General features: G+C 34.6%; 28 protein-coding genes. 17 read left to right on the top strand and 11 right to left on the bottom strand.

Features of this window, described 5'->3' with window-relative positions:
* Position 1: 1 nt before the first annotated feature.
* The 9 genes from Spiro2_RS10855 to Spiro2_RS10815 form a co-directional block, all read right to left on the bottom strand.
* Positions 2 to 175, bottom strand: a complete 174-nt coding sequence (locus tag Spiro2_RS10855; protein ID WP_338635825.1) for a hypothetical protein — start codon at positions 173 to 175, stop codon at positions 2 to 4.
* Positions 176 to 228: 53 nt separating this feature from the next.
* Complete coding sequence (locus tag Spiro2_RS10850; RefSeq protein ID WP_338635824.1) at positions 229 to 495, bottom strand: hypothetical protein; 267 nt, start codon at positions 493 to 495, stop codon at positions 229 to 231.
* Positions 496 to 541: 46 nt separating this feature from the next.
* Positions 542 to 1,387, bottom strand: coding sequence for an Rpn family recombination-promoting nuclease/putative transposase (locus Spiro2_RS10845; RefSeq protein WP_338635823.1), 846 nt, complete (start codon positions 1,385 to 1,387; stop codon positions 542 to 544).
* Positions 1,388 to 1,552: 165 nt separating this feature from the next.
* The gene (locus tag Spiro2_RS10840; RefSeq protein WP_338635822.1) at positions 1,553 to 1,909 is read right to left on the bottom strand and encodes a hypothetical protein; all 357 of its coding nucleotides are present in this window, start codon (positions 1,907 to 1,909) and stop codon (positions 1,553 to 1,555) included.
* Between the two features lie 250 nt (positions 1,910 to 2,159).
* Complete coding sequence (locus Spiro2_RS10835) at positions 2,160 to 3,389, bottom strand: MFS transporter (RefSeq protein WP_338635820.1); 1,230 nt, start codon at positions 3,387 to 3,389, stop codon at positions 2,160 to 2,162.
* Positions 3,390 to 3,571: 182 nt separating this feature from the next.
* Positions 3,572 to 3,991, bottom strand: coding sequence for a 2OG-Fe(II) oxygenase family protein (locus Spiro2_RS10830; RefSeq protein WP_338635818.1), 420 nt, complete (start codon positions 3,989 to 3,991; stop codon positions 3,572 to 3,574).
* Positions 3,992 to 4,343: 352 nt separating this feature from the next.
* Positions 4,344 to 5,189, bottom strand: coding sequence for an Rpn family recombination-promoting nuclease/putative transposase (locus Spiro2_RS10825; RefSeq protein WP_338635817.1), 846 nt, complete (start codon positions 5,187 to 5,189; stop codon positions 4,344 to 4,346).
* Positions 5,190 to 5,356: 167 nt separating this feature from the next.
* A complete protein-coding gene (locus tag Spiro2_RS10820) occupies positions 5,357 to 5,701 on the bottom strand; it encodes a hypothetical protein (protein ID WP_338635816.1) in 345 nt (114 codons plus the stop codon).
* Between the two features lie 29 nt (positions 5,702 to 5,730).
* Positions 5,731 to 6,552, bottom strand: a complete 822-nt coding sequence (locus Spiro2_RS10815) for an Rpn family recombination-promoting nuclease/putative transposase (protein ID WP_338635814.1) — start codon at positions 6,550 to 6,552, stop codon at positions 5,731 to 5,733.
* A 174-nt stretch (positions 6,553 to 6,726) separates the two neighbouring features.
* Between Spiro2_RS10815 and Spiro2_RS10810 the strand changes: the two genes are divergently transcribed.
* From Spiro2_RS10810 to Spiro2_RS12800, 5 genes are all read left to right on the top strand, one after another.
* Complete coding sequence (locus tag Spiro2_RS10810) at positions 6,727 to 7,488, top strand: metallophosphoesterase (protein WP_338635812.1); 762 nt, start codon at positions 6,727 to 6,729, stop codon at positions 7,486 to 7,488.
* Between the two features lie 99 nt (positions 7,489 to 7,587).
* Positions 7,588 to 7,938: a zinc ribbon domain-containing protein YjdM gene (locus Spiro2_RS10805; protein WP_338635810.1), complete on the top strand. Its 351-nt coding sequence runs from the start codon at positions 7,588 to 7,590 to the stop codon at positions 7,936 to 7,938.
* 348 nt (positions 7,939 to 8,286) lie between these two features.
* Complete coding sequence (locus Spiro2_RS10800; protein WP_338635807.1) at positions 8,287 to 8,607, top strand: BrnT family toxin; 321 nt, start codon at positions 8,287 to 8,289, stop codon at positions 8,605 to 8,607.
* Complete coding sequence (locus Spiro2_RS10795) at positions 8,573 to 8,839, top strand: CopG family antitoxin (protein ID WP_338635805.1); 267 nt, start codon at positions 8,573 to 8,575, stop codon at positions 8,837 to 8,839. Before Spiro2_RS10800 ends, Spiro2_RS10795 begins: the two co-directional genes overlap by 35 nt.
* A gap of 1,851 nt (positions 8,840 to 10,690) precedes the next feature.
* Complete coding sequence (locus Spiro2_RS12800; RefSeq protein WP_422398040.1) at positions 10,691 to 10,981, top strand: HNH endonuclease; 291 nt, start codon at positions 10,691 to 10,693, stop codon at positions 10,979 to 10,981.
* Positions 10,982 to 11,117: 136 nt separating this feature from the next.
* Here Spiro2_RS12800 and Spiro2_RS10790 read toward each other — a convergent pair whose 3' ends face one another.
* A complete protein-coding gene (locus Spiro2_RS10790; RefSeq protein ID WP_338635803.1) occupies positions 11,118 to 11,291 on the bottom strand; it encodes a hypothetical protein in 174 nt (57 codons plus the stop codon).
* A 166-nt stretch (positions 11,292 to 11,457) separates the two neighbouring features.
* Complete coding sequence (locus Spiro2_RS10785) at positions 11,458 to 11,718, bottom strand: hypothetical protein (RefSeq protein WP_338635802.1); 261 nt, start codon at positions 11,716 to 11,718, stop codon at positions 11,458 to 11,460.
* Positions 11,719 to 11,879: 161 nt separating this feature from the next.
* On the opposite strand from Spiro2_RS10785, the gene Spiro2_RS10780 reads away from it, so the two are divergent.
* The 12 genes from Spiro2_RS10780 to Spiro2_RS10725 all read left to right on the top strand — a co-directional run bounded on the left by Spiro2_RS10780 (position 11,880) and on the right by Spiro2_RS10725 (position 22,332).
* Positions 11,880 to 12,098, top strand: coding sequence for a hypothetical protein (locus tag Spiro2_RS10780; RefSeq protein WP_338635801.1), 219 nt, complete (start codon positions 11,880 to 11,882; stop codon positions 12,096 to 12,098).
* Complete coding sequence (locus tag Spiro2_RS10775) at positions 12,073 to 12,414, top strand: helix-turn-helix domain-containing protein (protein WP_338635799.1); 342 nt, start codon at positions 12,073 to 12,075, stop codon at positions 12,412 to 12,414. The genes Spiro2_RS10780 and Spiro2_RS10775 overlap by 26 nt, the downstream gene beginning before the upstream one ends.
* A 353-nt stretch (positions 12,415 to 12,767) precedes the next feature.
* Positions 12,768 to 13,097 carry a hypothetical protein gene (locus Spiro2_RS10770; protein WP_338635797.1) on the top strand — a complete coding sequence of 110 codons (330 nt, stop codon included), beginning with the start codon at positions 12,768 to 12,770 and terminating at the stop codon, positions 13,095 to 13,097.
* A 200-nt stretch (positions 13,098 to 13,297) separates the two neighbouring features.
* Positions 13,298 to 13,774 carry a hypothetical protein gene (locus Spiro2_RS10765; protein WP_338635796.1) on the top strand — a complete coding sequence of 159 codons (477 nt, stop codon included), beginning with the start codon at positions 13,298 to 13,300 and terminating at the stop codon, positions 13,772 to 13,774.
* Positions 13,761 to 15,230 (top strand): phage tail sheath subtilisin-like domain-containing protein, encoded by a 1,470-nt coding sequence (locus Spiro2_RS10760; RefSeq protein ID WP_338635795.1) that lies wholly within the window; start codon positions 13,761 to 13,763, stop codon positions 15,228 to 15,230. Before Spiro2_RS10765 ends, Spiro2_RS10760 begins: the two co-directional genes overlap by 14 nt.
* Positions 15,231 to 15,239: 9 nt before the next feature.
* Positions 15,240 to 15,611, top strand: coding sequence for a phage tail tube protein (locus Spiro2_RS10755; protein WP_338635794.1), 372 nt, complete (start codon positions 15,240 to 15,242; stop codon positions 15,609 to 15,611).
* A complete protein-coding gene (locus tag Spiro2_RS10750) occupies positions 15,608 to 15,913 on the top strand; it encodes a phage tail assembly protein (protein ID WP_338635792.1) in 306 nt (101 codons plus the stop codon). Before Spiro2_RS10755 ends, Spiro2_RS10750 begins: the two co-directional genes overlap by 4 nt.
* Positions 15,914 to 16,090: 177 nt before the next feature.
* Positions 16,091 to 17,035: a C1q-like domain-containing protein gene (locus Spiro2_RS10745; protein WP_338635790.1), complete on the top strand. Its 945-nt coding sequence runs from the start codon at positions 16,091 to 16,093 to the stop codon at positions 17,033 to 17,035.
* An 11-nt stretch (positions 17,036 to 17,046) separates the two neighbouring features.
* A complete protein-coding gene (locus Spiro2_RS10740) occupies positions 17,047 to 18,093 on the top strand; it encodes a hypothetical protein (RefSeq protein WP_338635788.1) in 1,047 nt (348 codons plus the stop codon).
* Positions 18,094 to 18,117: 24 nt separating this feature from the next.
* The gene (locus Spiro2_RS10735) at positions 18,118 to 19,929 is read left to right on the top strand and encodes a hypothetical protein (RefSeq protein ID WP_338635786.1); all 1,812 of its coding nucleotides are present in this window, start codon (positions 18,118 to 18,120) and stop codon (positions 19,927 to 19,929) included.
* A 19-nt stretch (positions 19,930 to 19,948) separates the two neighbouring features.
* Positions 19,949 to 21,301: a DNA circularization protein gene (locus Spiro2_RS10730; protein ID WP_338635784.1), complete on the top strand. Its 1,353-nt coding sequence runs from the start codon at positions 19,949 to 19,951 to the stop codon at positions 21,299 to 21,301.
* Positions 21,298 to 22,332, top strand: a complete 1,035-nt coding sequence (locus Spiro2_RS10725) for a phage baseplate assembly protein (RefSeq protein ID WP_338635783.1) — start codon at positions 21,298 to 21,300, stop codon at positions 22,330 to 22,332. Before Spiro2_RS10730 ends, Spiro2_RS10725 begins: the two co-directional genes overlap by 4 nt.
* The last annotated feature ends 72 nt before the right edge of the window (positions 22,333 to 22,404 follow it).

Genomic DNA, 22,404 nt, shown 5'->3' with positions numbered 1-22,404 from the left:
ATTAAGATGTGAGATGGTGATTTTTTCTTTTTCTTCCCTCATCTTTTGTTGTATCCAGCCCCGTGACATAATCATGTTCAAACTTGCGTTTGGCATCGTAACGGGCACGAACACCCGAATCGAGGCTCATGTTTTCGAGTTGTTTGTATGCTTTGGTAATTGCAGGAATGTTCATTTGCAAAACCTCTTCTTTGCTTGGCTGCTTTAAAAAGCGCAGTTCTTTATTTATTAATTAAAGTCACGCTGAATTGCTTGAATTTCTGTAAGGGATAATCCAGTCGCTGTTTGAATAATATCTATAGAGACGCCTGCTAAAAAAAGATTTTTTACCACATTAATTTTTTCTTCTTCACGACCCTCTTCCCTAGCCGTATCCAGCCCCGTGACATAATCGTGTTCAAACTTACGTTTGGCGTCGTAACGGGCACGAACACCCGAGTCGAGGCTCATGTTTTCGAGTTGTTTGTATGCTTTGGTAATTGCAGGGATATTCATTTGCAAAACCTCTTCTTTGCTTGGCTGCTTTAAAAAGCGGAGCTAGTTATTTTAAATTGAGTTCTTGCTGTATACTATGAATTTCTGCAAGAGATAATTCTGTAAATTCTACAATTTCATCGAGTGGTTTGTTTTTTTGGAGCATTTTTATTGCTGTTTTTATACTTCTTTCTTTATCACCCTTTTCACGCCCTTCTTCTTTAGCCGTATCAAGCCCCGTGACATAATCGTGTTCAAACTTACGTTTGGCGTCGTAACGGGCACGAACACCCGAGTCGAGGCTCATGTTTTCGAGTTGTTTATATGCTTTGGTAATTGCAGGAATGTTCATTTGCAAAACCTCTTCTTTGCTTGGTTGCTTTAAAAAGCGCAACCATTTTTCTAGGGTATTATAGTTACCCGAAGGGAGTTTTGCTAGATCTAAATAATGAATAGAAAATAAATCAGTAAGTTGCACTTTATTCTCGGCATCCATTAACACAGCCTCGGTGTGATAGTGTTTGCTGTGTTTAAACAAGCTAAAATTTAATACATGAATGGCAATGGTTTTTTTAAGGTTATCGTAGTTTTCGCCTTGTTTTAATTGGGAGTAGTAAACCTTACTCCAATAATACAAACTTCTTTTAATATAATGGCCATGATTTTGCATTTGCATTTCGATGTTAATGAGATCGCCATCGGCAAGCTTTGCTAAGACATCGAGCCTAATTGCCTTATCGTCTTCGGCTTCTTTGTTGAGTTCTGGGTTAATAAACGTGACGTCTACAATGGCTTTGCTTTGCTCTAAGTTTAAAACACTATTTACAAAACTCATAAAAATTTCGGGGTCACTACCAAATAGCATTTTAAAAACAAAATCGTACTTGGGATCAACGAGTTCTATGTTATTCACAAAAAATCCTTCTTTGCGTTTCAAAAACTTCATGTCTTTGAAAGAAAGTTTTTTTTAACAAAAATTTAAAATAAAAAAAGAGGGAAAAGTTTGTGTTTAAAAATTTTTTGGGAGTGTTTTAAAATTGAGCAGTGGGTTGCATCCAAAATTCATTTTCCATAACTACTATTTATCTTGGAATGTAAGTAAATTTTCAATTTTTCGAAGTAGCTCAGTCGAAATGCTAAAATTGCTAGAATTTAAAAAGTCATCAATTAAAACTTCTAACCGGTGTTTCCTTGCCTTATTTAATAATTCATTGGTTATAATGTTTTTGTCTAAAATGTTAGATATATTTGCGTTAACAAGAGCCTTTTTAATTTCTGTAAGCCATTGTGTCGTTGGCTCTATGTCTTCGTGTTCTACAAAATAGTCAATACCATATTCATCTAACTCTGATTTTATTTGAGAGGTAAGTAATTTTTTTTGTTGTTGAGTGACTTTTAAAAACCCTAAGATAATTTTTTTTCCAGTGAAGGTCATTTTCGGTAGCATATATTGAAGGAAGGGATTCTCCTGGAAAAAGATATTCATACAATTCAATGAGTGCAAAACTTCTGCACTTGAAAGTGTTAAAATATAAAATTCATTATAGTTCCTTTACTAGTTATAACATTTTCTATTAATCAAAGTAAAATAAAAACATGTCAAAATAATTTATACAAAAATTAAACAAAAACGACTATGATTTAAGCAAATTTATAGACAAAATATTCCTAAAATTTATTGTGCCTTAATCTCTAAATTTTTCTTTACTTCGGGTAGAAGATATAATATTTATACTTTTGAAATATCCTTCATAACTAAAAATAAGAATTGAGATTAAGAGTACAAAAAAAAGAATAATGTATGCCACTGGATAAATTGTTGCATTATATAAAAAGGATGATAAGCCTAACGCAGAAGCAGTGATTAATAATCTGAAACTCGTTAATACACTAGCAGAAATTCCTTTTATATCTGGTATCAATTCCATTACTTCTGTTACGTATGGAGTTTGTGTCCAAACAAAGCCAAAAGCATAAGGAAGCATCACTATGGTAAGAAGTAATGCATTTTTAGGGAAAAAAAATGAAACAAATAAAAGTAAAACTCCACCTAATACAACTGAATAAAGACCCAAGTGTTTTACCTTATTAATACCAAACTTTGTTATAAAGCGATCACAGCTTAAGCTTGCAATTAAATACGCAAGTAATAAAGAAGTATGGAAAATAGGATAAATGCTTTTTGTAATACCAAATTGTATTACAAATAATAAAGCTGAAGAGGAAAGAAAAACAAGAAAACCTGCAAATAACAAGCTAATTATAAGCGTTAATTTAATGAAAGGTAAACACGTAATGACACGTCTAAAATTGATTAAAGTTGTTCTCAAGTTAAATTTTATTCTTTTATTTTGAATTAAAGTTTCTTTCAAAAATAAAGCACAAGTTGAAAAACTAACGCTTACGCAAATAAATATAGCTAAAAAGTTAGAGCGGAAACCAAATTTCTGATTTAAATAACCTCCAAGTAAAGGCGCCGAAGCCATAATAAATGGAACAATAATATTGATTTTATTAAGAGCTTGAATTGCTTTTTTTTCTTGAAAAATATCAAAAATTATTGCTGTTCCTAAAGTAAAACACCCTCCGCTACCAAGGCCTTGTAGTAATCTTCCTACAAGCATAAACTCAAAATTATCTGCTATTAGAGTAATAAAACTGCCAATAAAAAACATTCCTAATGCGATCATTAAAGGTTTCTTACGTCCAAATGAGTCTGATATTGGACCATAAATTAGGCCAGAAGCGCAAAAACCAATGAAATTCCAAATTAATAATTTTTGTATAGTTTCTTCGGATTGAGAAAAATAATCCATCATATCAGGTAACGCAGGTAAATAAATATCTGTTTCAATAACGGAAGAGATAAAAATACTAATAATCACCATTAAATATGTTAATTCTTTAAAATTCATCCTTCTATTTTCTCCTTTTTAAATTTGCATGATTTTTAATGTTTAATACAAAAATTTTTACTAATATAATGGAAATTATTAAGTAAAGATCAGGCGTTATTATATATGAAAATTATCAAAATTCATTATAACTTAAATAATTTATGCAAATCAATAGTATTTGAAAGCTTTCACACTAAATTCTATAATTTGGTTTCATCATCATCATATGTTCTAATCACTTCTTGAATTGCAAATTCTTTAACAGTTTGAACTGTAATTGGATTGCCCGATTCGTACCTAAAAATTTGGCCATTTAGATTAGAGTCAAGGAAAACAACATAAGATGTTCGATTTGTTTCTTGAAATTTTTTAACCGTTTGAACTACTCCATGAATATTAGCTCTTACTGGGGTTTTCATTGCTTGAGTTAATACTTCAATGGAACTACCAAAATTAATTATAAAATGGTCTTCTTTAGGATTTATTGAATATAATTGCTCGTCAATTAAAGCTACTAAACCAGGTTCCGTACTTCTTAAGACAGTAACCCAGCCTGAGTCTCTATGAAATTTTGTTCCTCTAGTATCTTTATCTGCCCTAAAATGATTGAATGCTAACATTTGATGACCTTTTTTATCACTAAGTCCGCTAGTAGTTAGGTAAAAGCTTCTCCCGACTTCCGCTAGTTTTTAGGTTTGAAATATTTTTTCTTAAAGTTCCTACATCAATGGTTAACTCTTTAGCGAAGGCTTTCAGTTCCGTTGCATAGAAGTAACATTTCTCAAATTTTTCCACCGACATATTTTAATAAAGTTTGCTCAACATTACCTCCAGCTATTTCTTTTGAACACTCTTCGGTATACTTAGTTTTACCATCTTTACCTTTTGTTAATAGAGATCGAAAATTTTTGAAGATGGAGGGTCGATTGCAAAACCTCTTCTTTGCTTGGCTGCTTTAAAAAGCGGAGCCAATTATTTTAAATTCAACTCGCTTTGCAAACTTTTAATTTCACTGAGAGATAGCCCAGATGTTTTTTGAATAATTTCTAAAGAAACTCCAGCTAAAAGAAGATTTTTTACCATATTAATTTTCTCTTCTTTAACTCCTTGTTCTTTGCCCTCTTCCCTAGCCGTATCCAGCCCCGTGACATAATCGTGTTCAAACTTGCGTTTGGCGTCGTAACGGGCACGAACACCCGAGTCGAGGCTCATGTTTTCGAGTTGTTTGTATGCTTTGGTAATTGCAGGGATATTCATTTGCAAAACCTCTTCTTTGCTTGGTTGCTTTAAAAAGCGCAACCATTTTTCTAGGGTATTATAGTTACCCGAAGGGAGTTTTGCTAGATCTAAATAATGAATAGAAAATAAATCAGTAAGTTGCACTTTATTCTCGGCATCCATTAACACAGCCTCGGTGTGATAGTGTTTGCTGTGTTTAAACAAGCTAAAATTTAACACATGAATAGCAATCGTTTTTTTAAGGGTATCGTAGTTTTCGCCTTGTTTTAATTGGGAGTAATATACTTTACTCCAATAATACAAACTTCTTTTAATATAATGGCCATGATTTTGCATTTGCATTTCGATGTTAATGAGATCGCCATCGGCAAGTTTTGCTAAGACATCGAGGCGAATGGCTTTATCGTCTTCGGCTTCTTTGTTGAGTTCTGGGTTAATAAACGTGACTTCTACAATGGCTTTGCTTTGCTCTAAGTTTAAAACACTATTTACAAAACTTATAAAAATTTCGGGGTCACTGCCAAATAGCATTTTAAAAACAAAATCGTACTTGGGATCAACGAGTTCTATGTTATTCACAAAAAATCCTTCTTTGCGTTTCAAAAACTTCATGTCTTTGAAAGAAAGTTTTTTTTAACAAAAATTTAAAATAAAAAAAGAGGGAAAAGTTTGTGTTTAAAAATTTTTTGGGAGTGTTTTAAAATTGAGCAGTGGGTTGTAAACTAGGTTTTTAGGGGTTTAATATTTTAATTATCAAGATAATCAATCTTCAATTGTCTTACTTCATAAAATGTTAAATCAGTGTAATAAGCAATGTCGTGGAGATCGTAGTTATCAGCAAGAAGACTAAGTGCTAAATCAGTGCAAATAGATTTTCTGCTTATTTCATTCCCATTTTCAAGGGCTTTTTGCAGCCTTTTATTTATTGTTTTTTCGAGACCTATTTTAAATCCTTCTTTTCGTGCATTCTCAATACCCGATCTGTAGTCTCTTTCATATTTTTGTCTGGCATCATAATAAGCACTGACATTAAAATCGAGTCTTATGTTTTCGAGATTTTTATATACGCTGGCAATTGATAAAAAATTCATTAAGAAATCCTTTTCTTTTTTGGTTCTAACTATTTTAAATTTAATTCGTTTTGCAAACTTTCAATTTCACTGAGAGATAGCCCAGAAGCTTTTTGAATAATTTCTAAGGATACTCCTGCTATAAGAAAGTTTTTTATCATATTAATCTTTCCCTCTTCTCTAGCCGTATCCAGCCCCGTGACATAATCATGTTCAAACTTACGTTTGGCGTCGTAACGGGCACGAATGCCGGAATCGAGGCTCATGTTTTCGAGTTGTTTGTATGCTTTGGTAATTGCAGGGATGTTCATTTGCAAAACCTCTTCTTTGCTTGGCTGCTTTAAAAAGCGCAACCATTTTTCTAGGGTATTATAGTTACCCGAAGGGAGTTTTGCTAGATCTAAATAATGAATAGAAAATAAATCAGTAAGTTGCACTTTATTCTCGGCATCCATTAACACAGCCTCGGTGTGATAGTGTTTGCTGTGTTTAAACAAGCTAAAATTTAATACATGAATGGCAATCGTTTTTTTAAGGGTGTCGTAATTTTCGCCTTGTTTTAATTGGGAGTAGTAAACCTTACTCCAATAATACAAACTTCTTTTAATATAATGGCCATGATTTTGCATTTGCATTTCGATGTTAATGAGATCGCCATCGGCAAGCTTTGCTAAGACATCGAGCCTAATTGCTTTATCGTCTTCGGCTTCTTTGTTGAGTTCTGGGTTAATAAACGTGACGTCCACAATGGCTTTGCTTTGCTCTAAGTTTAAAACACTATTTACAAAACTCATAAAAATTTCGGGGTCACTACCAAATAGCATTTTAAAAACAAAATCGTACTTGGGATCAACGAGTTCTATGTTATTCACAAAAAATCCTTCTTTGCGTTTCAAAAACTTCATGTCTTTGAAAGAAAGTTTTTTTTAGCAAAAATTTAAAATAAAAAAAGAGGGAAAAGTTTGTGTTTAAAAATTTTTAAAAAATGTTTAAATATTAGGCAGTAGGTTGCAAATTTAAATTAAAAAAAAATTAAAGGAAAAAGCATGAAAATTATTCAAATTACAGATTGTCACATTAAAAAAGAAACAGATAGTTTAATGTATGGAGTTAATCCAAGAAAAAAATTAGAAAATATTACAAATTATATTAGCAATAATATAAAAGATTTTGATTTTGTAATTTTAACTGGTGACATTTCAGATGACGGTAGTATTGAGTCTTATAATTTTGTTGTTAACTCGCTTCAAAAAATAAATAAAAAAATTTATTTTATAAACGGAAACCACGATTCAAAAAGTAATTTAATAAAAGTATTTTCTGAAAGTCATAATTTTTTTCATTTAAAGGAACTATGGTTAGAAAATTGGTTGTTTTTAGGTGCTGATTCTTGCATAGAAGGTAAAGATTATGGAGTTTTATCAAACCAAGAACTGCAAAGAATTGATACTAACATCAAACAAGCTAAAATTAAAAACTACAATTGTGCTGTAATCACTCATCATCATCCAGTTGCAGTAGGAACACCATTAATTGATGATTGCCCTATGTTAAATGGTCACGATTTGGTTAATGTTTTAAATAAATACGATAATGTTAAAGTTTTAATAACAGGTCATGTGCATAATCATTATTCAATTAAAATTGGAAATACCTATAATTTAGAAGCAGGGCCTTCTAGTTTTGCACAATTTAAATATAATGGTAGCAACGAAAATAATGATATTGATAATAAGACATATGGTTTTAAAATGTACGAATTTTTTGATGGATATTATGAAATTTCTTGTAAGTTATTTTGTGAATAATTATTTTTAATAGCATAATTATTTTTCTTGCAGTATTGAGTTTGCTGAATTATTTGTTTTGCTGAGCTTAAAAACTCGTACTTTAAGAAAGGGTTCCTTATGAGTGAAATTTCTCCTTGTCCCCAATGCCAGTCAACATATGTGTATGAAGATGGCGAAATCTTAATATGTCCAGAGTGTGGGCATGAGTTCTCAAAAAATCTAAAAAACAACCAAGAAAACCCGCAAACAATAATGGTACGTGACGCATACGGTGTGGAGCTTAAAGATGGAGATTCTGTTACTATCATTAAAGATCTTAAAGTTAAAGGCTCTTCAAATGTTGTAAAAGTTGGTACCAAAATTAAAAACATTCGTCTTGTTGATGCAGATCATAACATAGATTGCAAAGTCCCAGGTATTGGAGCCATGGGTTTAAAGTCTGAATTTGTTAAAAAAGTAACTGATTAATTATATTAAGTGAAATTTTTATTTAAATAGTATGTCTAAATTTAAAACACAAACATTCCTCTCTTTTTTTATTTTTAATTTTTATTAAAAAACTTTCTTTCACAAACATAAAGTTTTTGAAACGCAAAGGAGGATTTTTTATGAATAACATAGAATTATAGAATTCGTTGAGCCGAAGTATGATTTTGTTTCGACTTTACTTAGTTTGAAAAATCTACAAATAATGACTTTTGTAAGTATTTGAAAATACGTAATTATAGTTCAACATAAATACATTTGTATTGACAAATGTATTTATGTTGAACTATAATTACGTAATGGTTATTGAATATTGGAGACTCTGGATTGATGACGCTGAAATTTGATGGGTTTGATTGGGATGATGGAAATATAACTAAGAACAGAGATAAACATGGTGTAACGTGTGAGGAGATAGAGTCTTTTTTAAAGAACACGTTATTTATGACTCCTGATGTTCAGCATTCGGATATTGAACAGCGGTATATAGTTTTTGGAAAAGGCCAAAATAGTAGACCAATGGTAGGAGCCATTACTTTTAAATATACTGAAGATGGAAGTTGTTTGGTTAGACCTATTTCAATTCGATACATGCACAGTAAAGAGGTTAAAAAATATGAAGAAAAAATTGCCAAAACTAACAACAGATAAAGAGGCCGAAGAGTTTATTGATCAAGATTTGTCTGAATATATGGATAATGATGATTTTAAATTAACAACATTTGAATTTGCGCCTAAAAATAAGAGTATAACTATTCGTATTTCAGATCCTTTGCTAAATTGTATTCAAAGTTTTGCAAAAGAAGAAAAAGTTTCATATCAAAAAATTGTGCGACAAGCTCTTGAAGAATATATTCGTAAAAAGAAGAAAAAAGTATCTTAATAATATTTGTTTACTTTTTTTGAAAATATTACGAGCAAAAAACATTGATATTAGTAAATAAGGATTTTTTGGGAATAACATAGAACTAGTTGATCACAATTAAAACAATTTCTATACTACGATACAGTGAAAAAAACAATTGTCATTCATGTGTTTTAAGCATACCAAATATTATCATACCGTGGCTGTATTAATAGATGCCGAGCATAAAGTACAACTCACTGATTTATTATTTATTTATTATTTAGACCTGGCAAAACATCCTTTGGGTGAATATAATACTCTAGAAAAATTGTTGCACTTATTAAAGTAACAAAACAACTAAAAAAAGATTTCTTAGTGAATTTTTTTTCCATTACTAAAATGTATAGAAACCTTGAACGTATGCGCCTTGATTTTAATGTCAGAGCTTATTTTGATGCCAGGTGAAAATATGAAAGAGACTTAAGATCTAGAATTAAATATTCACAAGAAGAATGTTTTAAAGAAGGTTTAGAAATAGTAAGAAACGAAAGACTGAAAAAATCATTCGATAACGGTAGAGAAGTAAGTAGAAAATCACTTTTTATAGACATTGCAGAAATCTGGGGCATAAAAAATTATGATCCAGATGATATTTCTTATTAAACTTTTTTACACTTGATGATGTAAGACAATTAAAAATTGATTATCTTTATGATTGAGTAATAATCATTAAATTTAAATCAGTATATTATATGACAATAGTAAAACATAAGTTATCTTGTTTTAAATGATTTCAAGTTACAAAAAATTTTTTCGCAAATACGTAATTAATACGTTATTGATGAGATAAATTTTATCGTAATCGAGATTTGGTATTTGAAGTTGGCGAAACTGAGTATCATGAAAAATCGAGATATAAGCCGAATTTAAAAAATAGAACTTATAGCAACAAAAGTAAGTTGTGCAAATAGCATTAGACTTTATAGCTTATGATTAATTAAACTATAGTAATTATTATAAAGTTTATTTTTATCTTTTGGCCTAAATGGTATTTGGTAGAACCATAGATTAGATTTTTTTCATAATTTTTTAAAAACTGTAATTATTCATAAAAAGTTAAATCACAATTATAAAAGATAGTAAGTTAGTGCAGATATATTGGTAAACAACTTATTCTAGAATGGCTATAGCAATGTTTTATAATGTTATAAAGTTGCAAATAAATTAAATCATAAGGTATTAGTATTTTTGTCAGATATAGCTTTAATATGTCAATTTTAAGTTTATTAACTGATAGTGGGAGAGAATAATTGCTTTAAGAAAGATCATGATTATGAGTTATGTCTTGCTTGAACGCTTATAAAATTAAGCTTGTCATCCTTAGACTAGGGAGTGTTCTCAAATTTTCCTCCAAATGATGGAACACCCAATGTAAATCAATGAAGCGAAATTATTTTTACATTTATCGTAACGAGTTTCGATGCTTCTAAATTGTTTTAATCTAGAATATAAATTTTCAACTAAATGACGTATTTTATATAAATGTATATTAAACTCATTATTGGTTTTATCAACAGAATTTTTCTTTTAGGAATAATTGTTTGAATTTTTTTGTCTGCTAATTTTTCTCTTATTTTTTTGTTGCTATAGGCACGGTCTGCAATTAAATTTTTAGCATTGCATAATCGATAAGTTGATTGCCAATTTTGCAATCATGAGCTTGACCTTCGCTTAAAATAAAATCTATTGGATTTTCATAAGAAACTGAAATCATATGTATTTTACTTGAATTGCCACAAACAGCTCGACCAATGCATTCATCCTTTTTGCATTTTGAATTTACAGAATGCTGATGAGCTTTTACGATTGTTGAATCAATAAAGTTCCATTCATTATCTAATTTACCGCGAGTTTTTAAGAATCATTGATAATAAAAAGTTTCATTATTTAAAGCCAGATAATCAACAAGCTAATCTACTTACAACAAGTGATACAAAGTCTAATGTCTTCTTATCAAGAGCTCTTAACGGTTGTATTAAATGTTCTATATGTAATGGTTACTTACATAAAAACTCAATTAGTATAGATCATATAGTGAGAAGGAGAGAAGGAGGAAGTAATAATACTGAAAATTTGCAGCCGACTCATCCATACTGTAATACTACTTTTAAGCAATAATTTTCTTCTAAATGTAAGATATATATTTTTATAATAATTTTATTTTTTGAGGATATATTTATAAATTTTCTTTCTACATTAAATTTTAGAACATTACAGCTTAATGCCTTTGATGCATGTTAAATAAAAGAAAACATTAATATCTCAATCCAGCTAATCTACGATGAATAGCGAAACTCGATACTTCTTTAATTTTATCAGTAACTATATCAAACATAACAGCGCTTGTTGAAATTATTTTAAGATCATTTTTTGTTACGTTTCCTTTTGTATGCTCTTCGAGTAATAATCCAAAAGCGACTTTAATCATTTCATAAGCCTCTTCTAGGGTTGAGCCTTGGCTATGTATTTCTAGCTCAGGAATTCCAACGTAATAAGGTATTTTTTCGCTCGAGTCGTATTCTCATATTCTGCTTATTCTCATTTATTACCTTTTTGCCTTTTGTGCGCTTTTAAAAATTGCTTTTGCAAATTTTTCATTTAAGACGCTCCAGTGCGTCTGCGTGATCGAGTATGACTTTATCAATCAGTTTTGAGCCTTCTTCTTTATCGAGAAAGATTAATTCTACAGGAATTGTGGAATAGTGTGAAAGAATAAATTTTCGAATAGCTTGGTTTGCAAGTTGCGAAATGTTCCAATCCGGATTTTTTTCCAACCATTCTAATACCAGTGGCTGCAAGTCATCATCCCAACGAACACTTGATTGTGAGGGTAAACGTTTTCTAGATTTAGTCATAAAATATAACTCCCAACCCATTGCAACCCAAATTATTACAATTTTCAAGTTTTTTTAATTTTTAATAATTTTGATGTATTATGTAAATTTACAAAAATTACAGAAATATCCTATTTTTTAGGATGTATCTTTATGGTGAACTGATAGAAGGGACTCATGGCTTGCGAAAGTTAAGGGTTTCTTACGGCAGCAAAGGAAAAAGTGGTGGAATTCGAGTGCTTTATTTAGACATAAAGTTAAAAGAACGCATTTATGCGATTGCTTTTTTTCTAAAGAATGAAAAAGAAAATTTGACCAAGTCTGAAAGAAATTTGATTGGTGAAGTTGTTTTAAAAATCAAAAAGGAGGCTGAAAATGAAAACACAAAAAAGAAAAAATAAATTTTTTGATGAAATCATGGCAGGATTAAATGATGCCTTAGAACATACAAAAGGAAATAAAAAACTAAAGACAACAATTGTTAAAATTCACCCAGTTCAAGATATGAGCGCAAAAGAAATCAGTAAATTAAGAGAAAAGTTATGTTTTTCGCAAGCTATTTTTGCAGAATTTTTGGGTGTATCAAAAAAAACAGTAGAATCTTGGGAATATGGAAAAAGTCATCCAAACGGTGCGGCACTTCGTTTATTGAATTTGATTGATTTAGATCCTGAATATTTTGAAGAAAAAGCAATATATAGAAGTAAATTTTCGTAAAAATTAAAGAATGGTTTAAAAAATAATTAAAAATTGTTGTTCAAACCATTCTGCTACAGCGGTTCGCATCTAAAATTTCACCCTTCACGCCCCCCCCCCTCCATTTTTGCAAATTTTGCCACACAATTTTTTTAAAATGTTTATGCTTCTTTTTAAGCTGCGGCAAGCGGTTATAAATACTAAAAATAAATCTATGGCAATAAAGGAGATTTTTAACTCAATTCATTAATAACGTGCATCTGTATTACTTTTAAATTTTAAATAAAATTAAGTATAACCTTAGCTCAAAACTTAACAACACAAAAACACCGCACTTAAAAAATGCGGTGGGTATTCCTTAAAGGAACAACTTTATGAAAATTAGCAACTATATTTCTGCAGGAAATATTATTTTAGCAAAACCGCCACGCAACGTAAATGCTGGAGAGCTATTTCATGTTAATAAATTGGTTTTGGTTGCCATTACTAACGGAACACACAAATGGCCTATTAGCGCGTATACGCAAGGGTGTTTTGAATTTCCTGTTATTGGAAATGTTGACCCAGGTATGCCCGTTTTTTATTTAGATGGTTATTTAACCGCAGACAGTAGCGACCCTAATGCCATTGCGTGTGGTTTTGCGTATGCGCAAGTGAGTGGCTCTATATGGGAAATTATGCTTGTTAATAATGTTGTAAAATAACAAAATATAATAACGTTACAAAATAACATTATTAAAAAATTGTTAAAAATAATTAACAAAAATTTATTAACAAAAAAATCATTAAACTATTAACAAAAAAAATTTTAATAATTACATTGTTAAAAAAGTACTAACAACAAAATAATTTTTATTTTTAAAAATTTATAAAATTATTTTGTTTAAATTTTAGAAAGCTGACTATGCCACACAGACGTGACGAAATTATAACTACAGTTTACAACTTACTGCTTCATAAAACAATTGCTTTAGATAAAGTTTATACCCATCCTAAAACAGAATATCAATCGGTGGGAGAAAATAATTCTATTTTTATTTTTTGCCCCAAAGAAGTGGTTGTCAATTTTTTTGGCAACATAAATTATGCGCGCGAAACCCACTTGCATATTACAGTTATAAGTAATTTTTTAGCGCAGCAAGAAAATCCTACTCATGCAATTGCTAAAATTATTGAAGCAGAAATTGCAAATTTTAGCACAAAAGAATTTTTGTTCACGTATGTTGGCATAGAATGCGAAGGAAAATGCATTTCGCATAACCTTTATCAAACAACAACAACTCTTTTATATAACGTAGCGTACACAACTAACGAAACAAAATTAAGAGAGCTTGATAACTTAACAAACCCAGCTATTGAGGTAAAAAATGGTATCATTTAATACAATTCAACACTCTCGTCTTCCTTGGATGTGGGTTGAGTTTGACAATTCTGCAGCAAGCGCATCTGTTCCAAAATGGAAAACATTAATTTTAGGAACTAAAAAACAAAGCGGCAAAGCCGACTTAGAAAAACCATATTTGGTTTCTTCGTCTACCGCAGCCATGGAAATGTTTGGCGAAAATTCTTTGTTGCACAGACAAATTGACGCGTACAAATTAAACGACAGCATGAACGAAACATGGGCATACGCATTTGCTCGCACTGCCTCGGCATCAACAGCAAGCATCGATTTTTTAGATAAAACTGGTAGCCGCACGGCCTCCCAAGCAAACGAGCAGTTTGTGTTAAACATGGGCGGAAAAATAGTGACCATTGAGCTCGACGCAGCCGATAACGCAAGCCGCAAAGAAACTTGGGCACAAAAACTTGTAGAAGCGCTTCGCAAAAACTCTGCACTTGGCGTTTCGGCCGAAGTCGAAGTGACCGAAAGCTTTGTTGCAGTAAACATTACAGCATTAAACAAAGACGATTCTTTTGACGACATGTACCTTGCTGTCGAAAAAAGCCCTGCAGCGTTTGATGTTGTGGTCTCGCAATTTCAAAGTGGCCGCCAAGAGTACAATTTTAGCAAACTGTTTGCAGCACTTGGTGACGAAAAATTTAACTGCATTGTGTGCCCTTTTACCGATGCCGAAAGCTTAAAAGCATTATCAGACGAAATGGATACCCGTTGGGGCGGCCATACGCAAAATGATGGTTTTGTGTGCTTAACCACAAACGCCGCACATCAAAACGCCATCACTCTTTCGCAATCTCTCAACTCCCAATGCCTCACGCTGTTTAGTGCCTACGGCATTCCAGATAGCACGGCACGGATTAATGCAGCCATTGCCGCACAAATTTCACGCAGTGCTGCCATCGACCCTGCAATGCCTTTGCAAACATTGCCTCTAAAAGGCATTAATGCACCGCGCATTGAGCAAAAAACTCGTTTTGAAGAACGCAATGTGTTGTTAAATAACGGCATTTCTACGCTTAATTGCACTGCAAACACCGTGCACATTGAACGCGCGCTCACAACGTACAAACGCAATCCTTCTGGGCAAAACGACGAAAGTTATTTGTCATTAGAAAACGTGCTCACGCTCTCTTACATTCGTAACGATTTTAGAACGTATTTTTGGAACAAATACTCCCGTTACAAACTTGCAGACGATGGCACAAGCTTTCGCTCCGGACAAAAAGTTATGACTCCCAAGCTTGCTAAGGCCGAAGCCATTGCCCGCTTTAACCAATGGGAACTCGATGGCTTGGTGCAAAACGCCAGTGACTTTACCAAACAACTTATTGTCGAACGCAATGCGCAAAACCGCAGCCGTTTAGACTTTTTATTACCTCCAACAATTATGAATCAACTTGTCCAAGTGGCAACGCAAATTCAATTTAGAATATAAGGACACACCATGAGCAACATTAAAGGCGGCAGAATTACGTTTAAAATTGATGGAAAATCTTACGACTGCCTTGGCGATTTTAAATACGGCATTGGTGCCGACAAACGCGAAGCCATTGTAGGCACAAGCGGTGTGATTGGCTACTCCACCATTGCCCAAGTGCCTTTTATTGAAGGCGACATTGTAAAAGGCCATTTGCTCAGCGGTATCGATTTATCGCAAGTTGATGGCTCCACCATTACCCTCGACCTCGCTGATGGCACCACTTTTGCCCTTTACGACGCTTGGTGCGTTAACGACAAAGGCATGGAACTCGAAACCAAACAAGGCAAAATTACATTACGTTTTGAAGGCCGCAAAGGCTTGGAGATTGGCGCATGAGTGAAATAAAATCAGAAAAAAAACCAAAAGTTAAATACGCAAAAGTGATTAAGCTCACTAAGCCCCTTAAAGACTTAGACGAAACCATCACCGAGCTTAAGTTTGTAGAAATGACCATTGAAGACATTATGGACTACAGCATTACAGACCTACAAAAAAACAAAGTGATTTTAGCGTTAACGGCAAGTCTTACAGGCAACCGCCTCGAAGTTGTTAAAAAACTCAGCTTTGCCGACTACTTTAAATGCGTTGAGGTGATTACTGATTTTTTTACCAATTCCCAAGTAACTTTAGACAACTAGTCATTGGGCTGGCCGTGCATTTGCACTGGCCTCCCCAAACCCTCACCCACTTTACAGCCAAAGAGCTGAAATTTTGGGTGACAGAGCTGCACGAGTATTACGGGGACGATTCTTAAACCAACAACACAACCAAACATCGTTAAACCAACCAACCCCTGCAAGGAGTGGAATATTTTTATGTCCAATGCAAACCTCAAAGTGACCGAAGGCATGGTGCTCACAAGCAGCACGCTGCAAGCGGTGCACAACGAAATTTTACAAGGCCGCACCCTTGATACCTTGCCCGAAATTTCAGAAACCGCCCTTAAAACAGAAATGGAACCCAAGGTTCAAAACCTTTTAATTTCTAGCAAAAACAGCATTGCAGAGCTTAAAAAAGAAGTGGAGCGCATGAAAATAAACATCAATTTATTTTCTAAAAACCTCGACCTCGAAAAACGTTTTCGCAAACTCGAAACCATTACCCCCACCGAGCGCGACCACGTGCTCAACGCCGTGCAAACCTTTAACGAGCAAAACAACGCCCATATTTTAAATTTTCATGCAGAGCTTACTAAACTCGAACAACAATACCTCTTGCAAGATCAAAAATTCACCCAAATTTTTAATGCCTATTGTTTGTATGTTTTGCAGCAACAGCAAGCGCATAAGCAAGATATTAAAACTGCTATTGATACCATGGAAGCACAACAAACGGTGTTAAACGCTAAAAAAAGCGTAACGCAGCATTTTAGTAGGTTGGCAGCAGATAGCGATACATATAACTCAGAACAATATGTAAAGCTTGGTGGAGCAATGTTACAAAATGGAGATTCTCCATGGAATTTAGAACTTAATACCTATACTTGCCCAGAAACTGGAATTTATGAATTTCATTTTAATTTTACTGGAAAGGGAGATAGCTATCATTTTGATGTTTGGAAAAATAACAAAAAAGAAATTGATTTATGCTTTCAGGTGAGTAAAGAATTTTCTCAGCTACATTGGATGGTAAATTTAGTTCTCCAAAAAAACGATTTTATTAACATAAAACCAAATAAAGATCCCGCTAATAACGGCGGTACATTAACAATTTGTGGGGGCACTCCACTCAACACCACCGTCACCTACTGGCCAACTTAAAGGATATTCTTATGGATAAAATTCAAGGCGCAACGGCCACCCCCGATCGCAAATTCACCCTAGGGGTTCCAGAAGTTGGCACCCATGGAACCATTGTTACGGCAGAGTGGCTAAACCACGTGCAAGACGAAATTTGTAACGTAATTTTAAGCGAAAACATGAGTCTCGATGACAGCGCTTCCAACCAACTGTCTGCGGCAATAAAACAAAAGCTCAATGCCTTAAAAGAGGGCTGCGAGCAGGATATTGTGGGTTTTAAAACCGAAGTGGAGCAATGGAAAAAACAAATTCAAAGCACTATTTTAACTCTCGCCAAAGAAAGCGAGCTAAAAAGGCTGCAAGCTATTACCGATACCGATAAAAACAATTTGCTGCAATGCTTTGAGATACTCAATAACTTTAATAACGAATTTGTCGAAAAGGTGCTACAATTTTTAAAAACCTTAGAGCAAAATTATTTTATTCAAGATTCGCGCTTTACCGAAGTGTTTAATGCCTATGGAACCTACGTGTTAAAGCATGTGGGCGCAAAATTAAACGAAAGTACGTTTCAAAAGTTTTTGGATACCAATTATAACTCTTTTATAAATACCACCTTTAAAAATCACACGCACCCTCAGTACGAAATTAAGCAAGCCTATTACTCTGGCTTTATACCGCAATTTCAAAATAAGGCCAACACGAGCCTTGTGCCATGTAATAATTTAATGCATTCAAATAGTAAAAATATTACTAAAATTACAAATCTGCTTCATATTCCAACCTTTTACCTTAAGCACTCTGGCTTGTATCAAATTCATTTTCAGTTAAATCAAACTGCAGAGCAAAATAGTTTAGGCACATTAAAATTTGCCTTTGGTGAAGTAACAGAGGGCTTGTTTGAAACTAAAAAACTTCAAACCTACCCCAATACAAATGGCTTTTATAATTTATTTTTTGAAGCAAATTATTTTTGCCCTGGTAACGAAACAGTGGGGTTTCAAATATTTGCCGCAAATTCTTTTACAGAATTTAATGTTTACGCCCAAATTTCTTTTATAAAACTAGCAGATTTTTAATTTTAAACCTTCAAGGAAATAACAATGCCACTAACAAGCACAAACCTATACAACACCTTAAATTATTGGTGGGGTTTAGATGAACATAAAAATACCTTAATAAATTGGCAACGATACAATACGAGAGAGACTTTAATAAATAATAGAAATAGGGTGTATAATGCGAGAAGAGAAATTATTGAAAAACTATCTAATACATGCGGCGCAATTTGGCGTTATTATACTATATTAAATGCTACTCTTTCGCATTCATTATTGAGCCAAGATACAAATAGTTTTCAAGATCAAATTCAATATAACCTACCGCATCAAGTTTTTATTAATTGGGTAAATAATCATCAATCACTACCTCATGGAAATCACGGTAATTGCAGACACAGTCCTCTTACAGACACCTACCTCTCAAACTTCGGCTCCATCCCCTTTTTGCCAGAGCATTCACCCATTCCAGCTGCTCTCGCAATGCCTCTCGATAACAGAACAACGGTATCTTACACCGCTAAAATAAAAGAAGACACGTTAAATTATTGGTGGGGTTTAGAGGGGCATAAAAATACGTTAATAACGTGGCAGCGCGAAAACAACCAAGATGTGTTACAAACTAATAAAAATACTGTGCACACCGAACGGTTGCGGTTAATCAATTTATTACTGAATGATACCTTTCCGCCATATGCTGGCATGTTTGCCCTCAATGCATTTTATCACGATAACCACGATTACGGCTGGCAAAAACATCCTAATAGTTCTACAAAATATACCTTAGATGCGCATTTAAAAGGTATTTTGCTTAATGTGCCACACAATAAATTTAATGATTGGGTAATAGGGCACAAACAACATGTGCCAAGCTATTTTAGAAAATTTACCGAAAATAATTACTCCAGTTACCTTACAAACTTTGGATCGACACCATTTTTGCCAGATGATATAATTTTGCCAGAATATACAATTACGAGCGAAATGAAAACAGACACCTTAACCCATTGGTGGGGCGTAACAGAGCATAAAAATAATTTAATTACTTGGCAACGGCAAAATAGCAAAGACACTTTGCAAGCCAATACAAATACAGTGCATACCGAACGATTGCGGTTAATAAGCTTATTGCTTGACGATACCTTTCCGCCTCAATTTGAAAATTCGGCGCTTAATGGTTTTTATAAAGAAAATCTTGAATACGGTGCGCAAAAACACCCTAATAGTTCTACAAAATACGTATTAGATTTAAACCTAAAAAATATTTTACTCAATGTGCCGCACAGTAAATTTAATGATTGGCTAATGGGGCATAAAAAATACTCTCCTATTTTTTATAGGCAATTTACCGAAAATAATTATTTAAGTTACCTTACCGATTTTGGATCTTTGCCATTTTTGCCAGAAGAAGTTTTAATTCCAGAATATAAAATTTTTAATATAAAAGAGCTTAAAGAAGCCCTTGCTATTAAAGTAACAACTACGCCTATTTTTATTTCTTACAGGCTAGATGCTTTGCATCCATTTACCAAGGGGCTACAGCATTTTGCAGAGGGAATTTTAGATAAGCTTAAAAATTATACAATTTTTGGCTGTATTGTTAGCGATAGCCTTACCCCAGCACAATGCAATGCGCTTATTGCAGAGCTAAAAATAACAAAGCCCGTTGAGTACTCGCCACGGCTTACTGTGGGTAAATTAAAACAAATTGCAGAACACACTCTTTATAACGAGAGCACGCCATTAAGCGAATTTTTTATTGTAGGAGAAAATTTGCTTGTTACGGGAGAAGGGTACAGCAAGCCTCAGGTTGGCGATTTGCAACTCGAATTCTTAATTCAAGCCGTGCCAAATTAGGGAATTTAAGGAATTTTTTATGAGTGTAACAAAAAATTGGAAAGACAACTTACAGCAAGCAAGTTTTCAGGGCATTCCATTTGAAATTGAGGGGCACAGTGCCGAGTTTGGCAGGCGCATTGTGAGTCATGCGTTTCCGTTTAGAGATAAGCCCTATAACGAAGACTTGGGTAAAAAACAGCGTACCTTTCAAATAACTGGGTTTTTGGTGGGTGATAACTATTTTGCAGTTCGCGATAAACTTATTGCTGCCATCGAAAAAGGCAAACAAGGGGAGCTGGTGCACCCGTATTTGGGTACCATGCAGGTGGAGTGCGCTACCCTTTCGGTCTCCGAAAACTTTAACAAAGGGCGTTATTGCACTCTTAATTTTACGTTTATTGAAAGTGGCAATAGCAATCCGTTAAAAGTGATCGAAAACAAAGCGGCCAAAGTGCAAGAGTTGGTTGCGGCGGTGCATGGGGCAGGAGTGCAAAGCTTTGCAAAAAATTTTACAAGTCTTGCTGGCACTTCTAAATACCTCCAGCAAGTGGTGCAGGCGTTAAATAGTGTAATGCAGGGCTTTCATAAAGCAGAACGGGCTGTGACCTCTATTCCAATTTTGGGTGCAGATATGGCCTATGTGTTTGCTAAAATAAAAAAACACATGAACGGTGCCACCATGTCTGGCGGTGACTTAGGGGGCGTACTTTGGGGCTGCTTTGCAGCACTTAAAGTTGCAATATGTGGCAGAGCAAGCTCCGCCGACAAACAAGCGGTGGCAAAGCTGATGCCACATTACGCCATGCCAGGTATGTTTTATTGTGTGCAGCAACACTCTGCGGCCACTGCCGAAGAAGAGCGATTTTTTACCGCCATTCAGCGTGCCGAGCGCGCACAAAAAAGAATTTTAGCGTTTAAAATTTTGTTTTATTTGCGCTTAAGCGAAAAACGCCGCAGCGTGTGGCGCACCAGCGAAGCCCGTAGAGCCGAGCGCAATATTTTAGAGCTCGAAACCTTGCTGCAAATTTTTATTATTTGCGCATGGTGCGATTTTGCTATGGGTGCCACGTTTTTAAGTGTCAACGAAATTAATAAATCCCGAGACGACATTGCCGAAGCCCTCGATGCCCTGATGAACCGCCCGCTACTCAATGACAACTTGTATTTAACTCTCTACCAGTTGCGCTCCGTTGTGTACGAAAACTTAAACTCCGTTGCCAACGAGCTGCCAGTTATGAAGTCAATTGTGGTGCGTTATCCGCAAACTCTGTTGCATTTTTGCTTTGAGCAGTTTGGCAATCTGAGTAAAGAAAGCGAAATTTTGTATTTGAATAACATTAAAAACCCTGATTTTTTGTACAAAGGGCAACTGATTAAGGTGATTGCATGATTCAGCTCAAAGCCAATGGCAAAATTTTTGAAGGGTGGCTTACGGCTTCGGTTACCCGATCGCTTGCCGCCGTAAGTGGTGCGTTTGAAATTGGGTATACCGACAGATGGAGTGGCCAAGGCGAAAAATGGCAACTCAAAGCAGGCGATTTGTGTGAGCTGAGCTACAAAGGCAAACCGATAATTTGTGGCTACATTGATTCTGTGAGCAGTCAGTATGGCAGCTCTGAGCGATCGCTCTCGGTGCAGGGGCGCGATAAAACGGGCGACCTGGTAGACTCTTGCAATATTTCTGAGGCCAAAGAGTTTAAGGGCAAATCGTTAAAGCAACTGGCTGAGCTGCTTGCAGCGCCGTTTGGCATTGCGGTGCACGGCAAAAGTGCTGCAGCAACGGCAAGTTTACCGCAAATCAGTGTGCAGCATAACGAAACCGTATGGGAAAGCATCGATCGCTACGTTAAGTTTCAGGGAGTGCTCGCTTACCCCGACGCCAAGGGCGGCTTGGTGCTTGCCGATGTGGGCAGCGTTGTGGCGGCAACTCTTCGCGAAGGCGAAAATATTTTAAGCTGTTCTGTAGAGCACAACGAAAGCGAAAAGTTTGCCACCTATGTGGTGGTGGGCAATACCCGCAATGCCGACGAGCCGCACAAAACCGCTCGGGGCGAGGTGAGCGATAGCAGTGTAAAGCGGCCAAGGCTTAAGAGTATTGTCAGTCACAAAGCCATTACCGAAGCCGAGGCCAAAGAGCGCGCCAAGTGGGAAATGGCGCAACGGGTTGCGCAGTCGTTACGGGTTACCGTGGAGTGCGTCGATTGGCTAAACCCCAGTAGTCAGCAAATTTGGGAAATCAATACTCTTGTTACCATTAAGGCTCCTGCCTGTGGCTTAGAGGGCGATTTTTTAATAGAAGAAACTCGCTTTTCTTGCAATGAAAATGGCCTCAAAACCAGTTTAAAACTTGTACTCAAAGATGCCTACACCCAAAAAACCGAGCGCGATAAGCAATCTGTGGGCGAAATTGGCGAGGTTTGAGTGGGGGTGGGGCTCCCCCGACTTCTCTTGTTTTTTGAAATTATTTCGATTATTTCTAATATTGCATTTATT

Source organism: Spirobacillus cienkowskii (assembly GCF_037081835.1).
Classification (GTDB): domain Bacteria; phylum Bdellovibrionota_B; class Oligoflexia; order Silvanigrellales; family Silvanigrellaceae; genus Silvanigrella; species Silvanigrella cienkowskii.
This window is presented reverse-complemented; position numbering and strand designations above follow the sequence as displayed.

Excerpts from the sequence above, each read along its gene's own strand:
- Spiro2_RS10800 (WP_338635807.1), top strand. The coding sequence starts at position 8,287 with ATGACGCTGAAATTTGATGGGTTTGATTGGGATGATGGAAATATAACT.
- Spiro2_RS10795 (WP_338635805.1), top strand. The coding sequence starts at position 8,573 with ATGAAGAAAAAATTGCCAAAACTAACAACAGATAAAGAGGCCGAAGAG.
- Spiro2_RS10770 (WP_338635797.1), top strand. The coding sequence starts at position 12,768 with ATGAAAATTAGCAACTATATTTCTGCAGGAAATATTATTTTAGCAAAA.
- Spiro2_RS10730 (WP_338635784.1), top strand. The coding sequence starts at position 19,949 with ATGAGTGTAACAAAAAATTGGAAAGACAACTTACAGCAAGCAAGTTTT.
- Spiro2_RS10850 (WP_338635824.1), bottom strand. The coding sequence starts at position 495 with ATGAATATCCCTGCAATTACCAAAGCATACAAACAACTCGAAAACATG.
- Spiro2_RS10820 (WP_338635816.1), bottom strand. The coding sequence starts at position 5,701 with ATGAATTTTTTATCAATTGCCAGCGTATATAAAAATCTCGAAAACATA.
- Spiro2_RS10725 (WP_338635783.1), top strand. The coding sequence starts at position 21,298 with ATGATTCAGCTCAAAGCCAATGGCAAAATTTTTGAAGGGTGGCTTACG.
- Spiro2_RS10810 (WP_338635812.1), top strand. The coding sequence starts at position 6,727 with ATGAAAATTATTCAAATTACAGATTGTCACATTAAAAAAGAAACAGAT.
- Spiro2_RS10835 (WP_338635820.1), bottom strand. The coding sequence starts at position 3,389 with ATGAATTTTAAAGAATTAACATATTTAATGGTGATTATTAGTATTTTT.
- Spiro2_RS10785 (WP_338635802.1), bottom strand. The coding sequence starts at position 11,718 with ATGACTAAATCTAGAAAACGTTTACCCTCACAATCAAGTGTTCGTTGG.
- Spiro2_RS10760 (WP_338635795.1), top strand. The coding sequence starts at position 13,761 with ATGGTATCATTTAATACAATTCAACACTCTCGTCTTCCTTGGATGTGG.
- Spiro2_RS10735 (WP_338635786.1), top strand. The coding sequence starts at position 18,118 with ATGCCACTAACAAGCACAAACCTATACAACACCTTAAATTATTGGTGG.
- Spiro2_RS10740 (WP_338635788.1), top strand. The coding sequence starts at position 17,047 with ATGGATAAAATTCAAGGCGCAACGGCCACCCCCGATCGCAAATTCACC.
- Spiro2_RS10840 (WP_338635822.1), bottom strand. The coding sequence starts at position 1,909 with ATGACCTTCACTGGAAAAAAAATTATCTTAGGGTTTTTAAAAGTCACT.
- Spiro2_RS10765 (WP_338635796.1), top strand. The coding sequence starts at position 13,298 with ATGCCACACAGACGTGACGAAATTATAACTACAGTTTACAACTTACTG.
- Spiro2_RS10805 (WP_338635810.1), top strand. The coding sequence starts at position 7,588 with ATGAGTGAAATTTCTCCTTGTCCCCAATGCCAGTCAACATATGTGTAT.
- Spiro2_RS10855 (WP_338635825.1), bottom strand. The coding sequence starts at position 175 with ATGAACATTCCTGCAATTACCAAAGCATACAAACAACTCGAAAACATG.
- Spiro2_RS10830 (WP_338635818.1), bottom strand. The coding sequence starts at position 3,991 with ATGTTAGCATTCAATCATTTTAGGGCAGATAAAGATACTAGAGGAACA.
- Spiro2_RS10745 (WP_338635790.1), top strand. The coding sequence starts at position 16,091 with ATGTCCAATGCAAACCTCAAAGTGACCGAAGGCATGGTGCTCACAAGC.
- Spiro2_RS10775 (WP_338635799.1), top strand. The coding sequence starts at position 12,073 with ATGAAAACACAAAAAAGAAAAAATAAATTTTTTGATGAAATCATGGCA.
- Spiro2_RS10750 (WP_338635792.1), top strand. The coding sequence starts at position 15,608 with ATGAGTGAAATAAAATCAGAAAAAAAACCAAAAGTTAAATACGCAAAA.
- Spiro2_RS10755 (WP_338635794.1), top strand. The coding sequence starts at position 15,240 with ATGAGCAACATTAAAGGCGGCAGAATTACGTTTAAAATTGATGGAAAA.
- Spiro2_RS10790 (WP_338635803.1), bottom strand. The coding sequence starts at position 11,291 with ATGATTAAAGTCGCTTTTGGATTATTACTCGAAGAGCATACAAAAGGA.